Annotated in this window: 6 protein-coding genes and 2 pseudogenes; 3 read left to right on the top strand and 5 right to left on the bottom strand. The window is 63.0% G+C overall.

Annotation, left to right across the window (positions count from 1 at the left end; all coding sequences use genetic code 11):
- The 5 genes and pseudogenes from BGO62_RS10925 to ccsA form a co-directional block, all read right to left on the bottom strand.
- Positions 1-553, bottom strand: a 553-nt coding sequence (locus BGO62_RS10925; protein WP_296642261.1) for a transposase DNA-binding-containing protein, incomplete at its 3' end; no start/stop codon positions are given.
- A 108-nt stretch (positions 554-661) separates the two neighbouring features.
- Positions 662-1,015, bottom strand: a pseudogene (locus BGO62_RS10920) (type II secretion system F family protein); the annotation flags it as partial.
- Between the two features lie 12 nt (positions 1,016-1,027).
- Complete coding sequence (gene pilB / locus BGO62_RS10915) at positions 1,028-2,743, bottom strand: type IV-A pilus assembly ATPase PilB (protein ID WP_296642258.1); 1,716 nt, start codon at positions 2,741-2,743, stop codon at positions 1,028-1,030.
- 101 nt (positions 2,744-2,844) lie between these two features.
- A complete protein-coding gene (locus tag BGO62_RS10910; protein ID WP_296642255.1) occupies positions 2,845-4,143 on the bottom strand; it encodes an HlyC/CorC family transporter in 1,299 nt (432 codons plus the stop codon).
- Positions 4,144-4,154: 11 nt separating this feature from the next.
- Complete coding sequence (gene ccsA / locus BGO62_RS10905; protein ID WP_296642253.1) at positions 4,155-4,937, bottom strand: cytochrome c biogenesis protein CcsA; 783 nt, start codon at positions 4,935-4,937, stop codon at positions 4,155-4,157.
- Positions 4,938-5,004: 67 nt separating this feature from the next.
- Between ccsA and ffh the strand changes: the two genes are divergently transcribed.
- The 3 genes and pseudogenes from ffh to BGO62_RS10890 form a co-directional block, all read left to right on the top strand.
- The gene (gene ffh, locus BGO62_RS10900; RefSeq protein WP_296642250.1) at positions 5,005-6,348 is read left to right on the top strand and encodes a signal recognition particle protein; all 1,344 of its coding nucleotides are present in this window, start codon (positions 5,005-5,007) and stop codon (positions 6,346-6,348) included.
- Between the two features lie 74 nt (positions 6,349-6,422).
- On the top strand, positions 6,423-6,677 hold the full coding sequence (rpsP, locus tag BGO62_RS10895; RefSeq protein ID WP_296640285.1) for a 30S ribosomal protein S16: 255 nt from the start codon (positions 6,423-6,425) through the stop codon (positions 6,675-6,677).
- 57 nt (positions 6,678-6,734) lie between these two features.
- Positions 6,735-6,827: pseudogene (locus BGO62_RS10890) on the top strand (ribosome maturation factor RimM); the annotation flags it as partial.

Here is a 6,827-nt window from a genome sequence, read left to right as displayed (position 1 = left end):
CCAGATCGCGGGCTTGCGCCATCAGGGCCACGATGTCGGCCTCCCGATCCGCCACGTACACCAGACGGGTGTCCGGCAGGCTGGCCGCCAGTTCGGCGATGCGCATGTAGCCTTCCGTCCAGCGGGTGCTTTCCAGCAGGCCGCCCCGTTGTCCGTCCGCGTCCTTGGGCTCGCGCGCCCACATCCAGGCATCCAGCACCCCCAGGGGTTCCCGTTCCGGGCTAACCGCGTAGGTGGGATGGACGTACATGCCACGCTGCGCTTCATAGGACAGCGGTCCCAGACCGGCAATGCCTTGCCCGTTGAAGTCCAGTTCCGTGGTGTCCTGCAGGCACAGGACGACGGGATGGGCGCGCATGCGCGCCTCGGAACTGCGCCAGTGCGGCGCAAGGATGGCTTCCCATTCAACGTCGTCCTGGGACAGAAAGCGATACGCCGCCTGGGTTTCCGCCCAGCCTCCGCACGCTTGCGGAATGCTGGCCATCGGATTGGCGGCCATGCGCTCGGCCAGCAGCACCGTGCGCTTGTCCAGACGCCTGTCGCCGAGATCGATATCCTTGAACTCCTCCGCCGCCCAGCTCATCACGCAAACCTCGTATTACCAGAGAAGTCAGCATGTTACGGTGAGGCATTGAAGTTGTGTGTAATGGGATGGGGTAAAACTGCTGCCCTTTTCGATGTCCGCCTTGATTTCCAGCAGCAGGCGCTGCATCGATGGATTGGAATGCCCGCGCGCCACGATTTCGAACGATTGCAGCAACGGCACCCCGGCTTTCATCATGGTCGCCAGCTGGCGGGTGAACAGCGTGACATCCTTGTCGGTGATGCGCTTGCTGGCGGAGAACAGGGTGCTCTGCTTCCTGACCTTGGTGACGGTGATTCCCTGCTTGCGCAGCATGGAATTGACCACGGCTTCGCCGCCGGCCTGCAACTGGCCTTTGACTTTCTTGCCGCGCTTGTCCATGCCTTCCCACAGGAAGGTGGCATCCTTGATTGCCTTTGCCGCTGTAGCCATAGAGGGAGTTCCTTAGATATTGGTGACGGCCTCGACCTCTTCCAGCGAGGTGAGGCCGGCTTTCACTTTCAACAACCCGGCCTGGCGCAGATCGAGCACGCCTTCACGCCTGGCCTGGTCGGCAATGTCGGTTTCGTCCCCGCCCTTGAGAATGATGCGGGTCATGGCGTCGGTGATCGGCATCACCTGATAGATGCCCAGCCGCCCCTTGTAGCCGGTACCGCCGCAGATATCGCAGCCCACCGGTTTGTAGGGCCTCCAGTTGCCGTCCAGCTGCGCTTCAGTGAACCCGGCCGCCAGCAGGGCTTCCTGCGGAATATCGACGGGCTGCTTGCACGCGCACAAACGCCGCGCCAGCCGCTGGGCGGTGATCAGGATCACCGAGGAGGCGACGTTGAACGGCGCCACCCCCATGTTCAGCAAACGGGTCAGCGTGCCGGGGGCGTCGTTGGTGTGCAGCGTGGACATCACCATGTGGCCGGTTTGCGCGGCCTTGATGGCGATATCGGCAGTTTCCAGATCGCGGATTTCGCCGACCATGATGACGTCGGGATCCTGCCGCAGGAAGGATTTCAGCGCGGCCGAGAAAGTCAGTCCTGCCTTGTCGTTGACGTTGACCTGGTTGATGCCGGGCAACTGGATTTCCGCCGGATCTTCCGCGGTCGAGATGTTGACGTCGGGCTTGTTGAGGATGTTGAGACAAGTGTAAAGCGACACCGTCTTGCCGGAACCGGTCGGCCCGGTCACCAGAACCATGCCGTAAGGGCGCTGCACCGCATCCAGCAGGATTTCTTTCTGCCACGGCTCGTAGCCCAGCGCATCCACGCCCAACTGGGCGCTGGTGGGGTCGAGAATACGCATGACGATCTTTTCGCCATACAGCGTCGGCAGGGTGCTGACGCGGAAATCGATGGCGCGGTTCTTCGACAGCACCATCTTCATGCGGCCGTCCTGCGGCACGCGCTTTTCCGAAATGTCCAGCCGCGACAGCACCTTGATGCGCGATGCCACCTTGTCCTTGATCGCCATCGGCGGCTGCGCCACCTCGGACAGCACGCCGTCACGCCGGTAGCGGATACGGTAATACTTTTCGTAAGGCTCGAAATGAATGTCGGATGCGCCCAGATTGATCGCATCGAGCATGATTTTCTGCAGGTAGCGCACCACCGGCGCATCGTCGATTTCGATGCCGCCGGTGTCCTGCTGGGCGGCGGCGCTTTCCTCGTCGGCAAAGTCGAGATTGAGGTCTTCCGCATTCAGCACGGCCAGCGTGCTGTCGGCGGCTTCGCCCGCCTTCTCGATCAGCTTGCCGAGCTTGTCGTCATCCACCACCACCGGCTCCACCGCCTGCCCGGTCTGGAACTTCACCTCGTCCAGCGCCTGCAGATGGGTGGGGTCGGACGTCGCCACATACAGTTTGTTGCCGCGCTGATACAGCGCGACCACGCGCCGTTTCTGCACCAGCTTGGGATCGAGCAGCCCCTGCGGCAGGCTGTCGGCATCCATGGCATTCAAATCCAGGTAAGGGTAGCCAAATGAACCGGCGGCAAATTCGGCTATCTGATCGGCCTTGAAGCGCCGCCCCTTGATGAGTTCGGTCACGAACGATTCGCCGGATTGGCTGGCGCTTTTCCACACGCCCTCGGCGTCGTCCTCGGACAGCCAGCCATGGTTGACCATGGCACGCGCCAGCCCGGTTAAATTGTTGGTGTTTGTCACAGCGGCCATAGCTCGGTTCCAGACAAGTCCAGCGTCAAAAATATTGCCCGCATCGACGCGCCGACCAGGCGGCGGATGGGGAATCACAGGCCTTAACGGCGATTTTTCGGCTAAGTTGAGGCGTTTTCAGACGGCACGTCATTCGGCGCCGGCAGGTAGATACGCGCCATTTTCACCACCCGGTCCTGGGTCTGCACGATTTCCACCGGCACGTCACCCAGCTTGAGGCTCACCCCGGCTTCGGGAATATCCTCGAATTGCTCCAGCAGCAGGCCGTTCAGCGTCTTCGGGCCGTCCAGCGGCAACGACAAGCCCAGCTTGCGGTTCAGATGGCGCAGCAGCACGGTGCCCTCGGCCAGCCAGCAGCCGTCGTCTTCCTGCCGCAGGTAACCCATATCCGATGGCGCCTGGGTCGTGAATTCACCGACCATTTCTTCAAGCAGATCTTCCAGCGTTACCAGCCCCTGCAGTTCGCCGTATTCGTCGACCACCAGCGCCAGCCGGCGACGGCCGCTCTGGAAATTGCGCAACTGGGTGAACAAGGGGGTGCCCGCCGGAACGAAGTAAGGCGCTTCCAGGTTTTCCTTCAGCGTCTCGGGATCAAGCTCGTCGCCGGTCAGCGCATGCAGTACCCGGCGCACATGCAGCACGCCGAGCAGATTGTCGGGCGAGCCCTGCTGCACCACCAGCCGCGTGTGATGGCTGGTGGAAATCTGCTGGCGCAGCCGTTCGGGGTCGTCCTCAATGTCGATCGCCTCGATCTGGTTGCGCGGCGTCATCACGTCGTCGACCGTGATGTCTTCCAGCTCCAGCAGGTTCATCAGGATCCGGCGGTGCTCGCGCGGCAATCTGCCGGACGACTCCAGCACGATGGTGCGCAGCTCCTGCAGCCCCAGGCTGTTGCCCTGCCCCGGGTCGGGTTGCTTGATATGCAACAGCTTCAGGATGCCCTGCACGAACAGGTTGACGAACCACACCACCGGGTACGCCAGCGTCAACAGCGGCGTGAGCAGCAGCGTCGCCGGGTAGGCGACGCGTTCGGGAAAGGACGCCCCGACCACCTTCGGCGTGACCTCGCTGAACACCAGAATCAGGAAGGTGAGCAACAGCGTCGCCACGAACAGCACCATTTCGCCGTCGCCGAACAAGCGAATGGCCAGCACGGCAGACAGCGTGCCCGAGGCGGAATTGACCAGATTGTTGCCCAGCAGGATCACGCCCAGGAGCTTGTCGGTCTGGTCCAGCAGCGCCTGCGCCCGCATCGCACCGCGCACGCCGGACTCGGCGGCGTGGCGCAGGCGATAGCGGTTGATCGCCATCATCGCCGTCTCGGACGCGGAAAAAAATGCCGAAGTGAGCAGCAGAACAGCAAGCACGGCAAAAAGCGTGCTGGTGGAAATACTATCCAATCAACACCGCCTCAACGCCGGAGCACCACTTCCAGCACGAACTGGGTGCCCAGATAGGCCAGCAGCAGCAGGGTGAAACCGGTGATCGTCCAGACCAGGGCGGTGCGCCCGCGCCAGCCGCGGAAATGCCGCCCCAGCAGCAGGCCGCCGAACACCAGCCATGACAGGATGGCGAACACGGTTTTGTGCGAGAACTGCAAAGCCGTGCCAAACAACTCTTCCGAAAAAAACACCCCGCTGAACAGCGCCAGGGTCAGCAGCGCAAACCCGACGCCGATGGTCCTGAACAACATGGCTTCCAGCGTCAGCAGGGGCGGCGCGCCGTTTTGCAGCGAGCCGCGATGCAATTGCTTTTCCAGCATGGTCATCAGCACAGCGTGCAATGCAGCCACGGCCAGCAAGCCATAGGCGAGAAAAGACACCACCAGGTGCGCACGCAAGGCCAGCGCCTGCGAATTGGGAATGGCGTGGGTGGCGGTGAACAGCGCCATAATCAGCACAGACACCGCTGCCAGTCCGCTGACCCAGGACTGCAGACGCGCAAGCGGCGCGCCCTGGCTGGCCAACCAGTAGGCCAGCGCAGTGAGCCACAAAATCGTCGACAGGGAGTTGCCGAACCCCAGCCGGATGTCGCCCTGCCCCAGCACCGAATGATAAATCAGCGCGCCGTGGGCCAGCAGGGCCAGCGGCAGCAACCGGCGCACCGATGCGGCGCGCGGCGTGCGCTGCAGGCGCCAGGCGACCCAGCCGTACAGCGCGCTTACACACAAAGTAACCAGCAATAGCGGGGACATTCGTTAAAATGGAAATGATTCAGCCAGCCCCATTATCCATGCCGTCCATAACGGCAACAAGGAAGCCATGTTAGAAAACCTCAGCGGACGCCTCGCCGGCGTCGTCAAAAGCCTGCGCGGGCAGGCGCGCATCACCGAAGCCAACGTGCAGGATACGCTGCGCCAGGTTCGCCTGGCCCTGCTCGAGGCCGACGTTGCGCTGCCGGTGGTCAAGGACTTCATCGAAGCGGTCAAAACCCGTGCCCTGGGCCAGGAAGTGCTCGCCAGCCTGTCGCCGGGCCAGGCGCTGATCGGCATCGTCCACGAAGAACTCACCCGCCTGATGGGCGGCGAAAACGTCGAACTGAATCTGGCCGCCACCCCGCCTGCGGTGATCCTGATGGCCGGCCTGCAAGGCTCGGGCAAAACCACCACCAGCGGCAAGCTGGCGCTGCTGCTGAAAAATCGCAAGAAAAAAGTCCTGCTCGCCTCCGCCGACGTCTACCGCCCCGCCGCCATCGACCAGCTGCGGCAACTCGGCCGGCAGCTCGACGTCAGCTTCTTTGAAGCCGGCGACGAACGCGATCCGCTGAAAATCGCACAGGCCGCGCAGGACCATGCGCGCAAGCAGTTCTATGACGTGCTGATCGTCGACACCGCCGGCCGCCTGGCGATCGACGAGGCGATGATGGCCGAGATCCGGGCCCTGCACGCCGCGGTCAAGCCGGTTGAAACCCTGTTCGTGGTCGACGCCATGCAGGGCCAGGACGCGGTCAACGTCGCCCGCGCCTTTAACGAGGCGCTGCCGCTCACCGGCGTGGTGCTCACCAAGCTCGACGGCGACGCCCGCGGCGGCGCGGCACTGTCGGTGCGCCACATCACCGGCAAGCCGCTCAAGTTCATCGGCGTCGGCGAAAAGCCCGCCGGGCTGGAAGCCTTCCACCCCGAACGCATGGCGCAGCGCATTCTCGGCATGGGCGACGTGCTCTCGCTGATCGAGCAGGCACAAGGCTCGGTCGACCTCGCCGAAGCGAAAAAACTCGCCGACAAGGTCAAGAAGGGCAAGGACTTCGACCTCGAAGACTTCAAGACGCAAATCCAGCAGATGCGCAAGATGGGCGGACTGTCCGCGCTGATGGACAAGCTGCCGGGCGCCGGCCAGATGCCGATCCCGGCTGGCGCCGACGACAAGGCCGTCAACCGGGTGGAGGGCATCATCAACAGCATGACCCCGCTGGAGCGCCGCAAACCCGAAATCATCAAGGCCAGCCGCAAGCGCCGTATCGCCGCCGGCGCGGGGGTGCAGGTACAGGAGGTCAACAAACTGCTGAACCAGTTCGAGCAGGCGCAGAAAATGATGAAAATGATGGGCAAGGGCGGCCTGTCCAAGATGATGCGCGGCATGAAGGGCATGCTGCCTGGAATGCGGTAAAGCCTGCCCACTGGCAAGCTCGGGGTTTTTGAGTATAATTCGCGGTTTTCTCCGTTTACCCGGTGGGTTGAATCATGGTCGTTATTCGTCTTTCGCGCGGCGGCGCCAAAAACCGTCCCTTCTACAACGTGGTGGTGGCCGATTCGCGCTGTCGCCGTGATGGCCGCTTCATCGAGCGCGTCGGCTTCTACAATCCGGTGGCCGCTGCAGGTGCCGAAGCCGTGCGCCTGGACCAGGAACGCATCGGCTATTGGGTGAGCCACGGCGCGCAGATGTCCGACACCGTCGCCCGTCTGGTCAAGCAGAACAAGCCCGCTGCCGCTGCCTGATCTGGCTGCACAAGAAGCCTGGGGCGGCTGTCCGCATTGAATAACGACTGGGTCGTTATGGGGCGCATCGCCGCCCCGTTCGGCATCAAGGGCTGGGTCAAGGTCCAGCCCTACAGCGAAGACCCGGGCGCGCTGATGGATTTCGAATCC

The organism is Thiobacillus sp. 65-1402 (assembly GCF_001897685.1).
GTDB lineage: Bacteria > Pseudomonadota > Gammaproteobacteria > Burkholderiales > Thiobacillaceae > Thiobacillus.
Note: the sequence above shows the minus strand (reverse complement) of the source record. Positions and strands in the feature narration are given on the sequence as shown.